Here is a 1122-nt window from a genome sequence, read left to right as displayed (position 1 = left end):
CTAGTGTCCCGCGAGTTAAATTCGCTAAATAATTGGCTTCCTTCCTGCTTATCTTCGCTCATGCCAAAAGGACGACCTGTAGAAGAGATAACCTTGAGTGAAAATGAACGGTGCAAGCTTGAGCTGATGGCTTCTCGTCCGAAGTCGAGCCAACGTGATGCGCAGCGCGCCGGCATCATCCTTGCTTGCGCGGATGGCTTGGCCAATCAAGCCGTGGCGGAGCGCATGGGCGTGTGCGTGCAAACCGTGGGCAAATGGCGTTCACGCTTCGCCGCCGGGCGCATCGAGGCGCTAACAGACGCGCCTCGTCCGGGAGCTCCCCGAACGATCTCGGATGCAAAAGTCGAGGAGGTTGTGACCGAGACCCTGGAGCAGAAGCCCAAGGCCCGCACGCATTGGAGTAGCCGTCTGATGGCGGAAAAATCCGGCATCTCCGACCATTCCGTGCGCCGCATCTGGAAGGCCTTCGGCCTCAAACCCCACCAAGTCAAGGGCTTCAAGCTTTCCAAAGACCCGATGTTCGTGGAGAAGGTTCGCGACATTGTGGGCCTGTATCTCAATCCGCCGGAAAAGGCCATTGTCCTGTGCGTGGACGAGAAGAGCCAGTGCCAGGCCCTGGAGCGCACCCAGCCGATTTTGCCGATGCGACCGGGCATCCCCGAGCGCCAGAGTCATGACTACGAACGCCACGGAACCCTTTCGTTGTTCGCTGCTTACGACATTGCCACGGGCTATGTCCTGGGCAAAAGCCACGCCCGCCATCGCAGTCAGGAGTTCCTGATGTTTTTGAAGGAAATCGACACGGCTTGGCCTGATGACGGCAACGAACTACATATCATCATGGACAATTACGCCACTCACAAAACCGATAAAGTCCAGCGCTGGCTGGATCGACATCAGCGCTTTCAGATTCACTTCACCCCCACCGGAGCCTCGTGGATTAACCTGGTCGAACGCTTCTTTGGCAAAATCACCAACCAAGCCATCCGACGGGGCTCATTCTCCTCAGTCAATCAACTCAGGAAGGCCATGGACGAATACATCAACATGCACAACGAAAACCCAAAACCATTCCAATGGACCGCTACGCCGGATTCCATCTTCGAGAAAATGAACCACTCG

1 protein-coding gene is annotated in these 1122 nt (G+C 56.2%); it reads left to right on the top strand.

The features are described from left to right. Positions 1-60: 60 nt before the first annotated feature. The coding region (locus RBB62_RS20155; RefSeq protein ID WP_309401092.1) for an IS630 family transposase at positions 61-1122 on the top strand (1062 nt) is incomplete at its 3' end.

Source organism: Cerasicoccus maritimus, from assembly GCA_031296935.1.
GTDB classification, from domain to species: Bacteria; Verrucomicrobiota; Verrucomicrobiia; order Opitutales; family Cerasicoccaceae; genus Cerasicoccus; species Cerasicoccus maritimus.
Note: the sequence above shows the minus strand (reverse complement) of the source record. Positions and strands in the feature narration are given on the sequence as shown.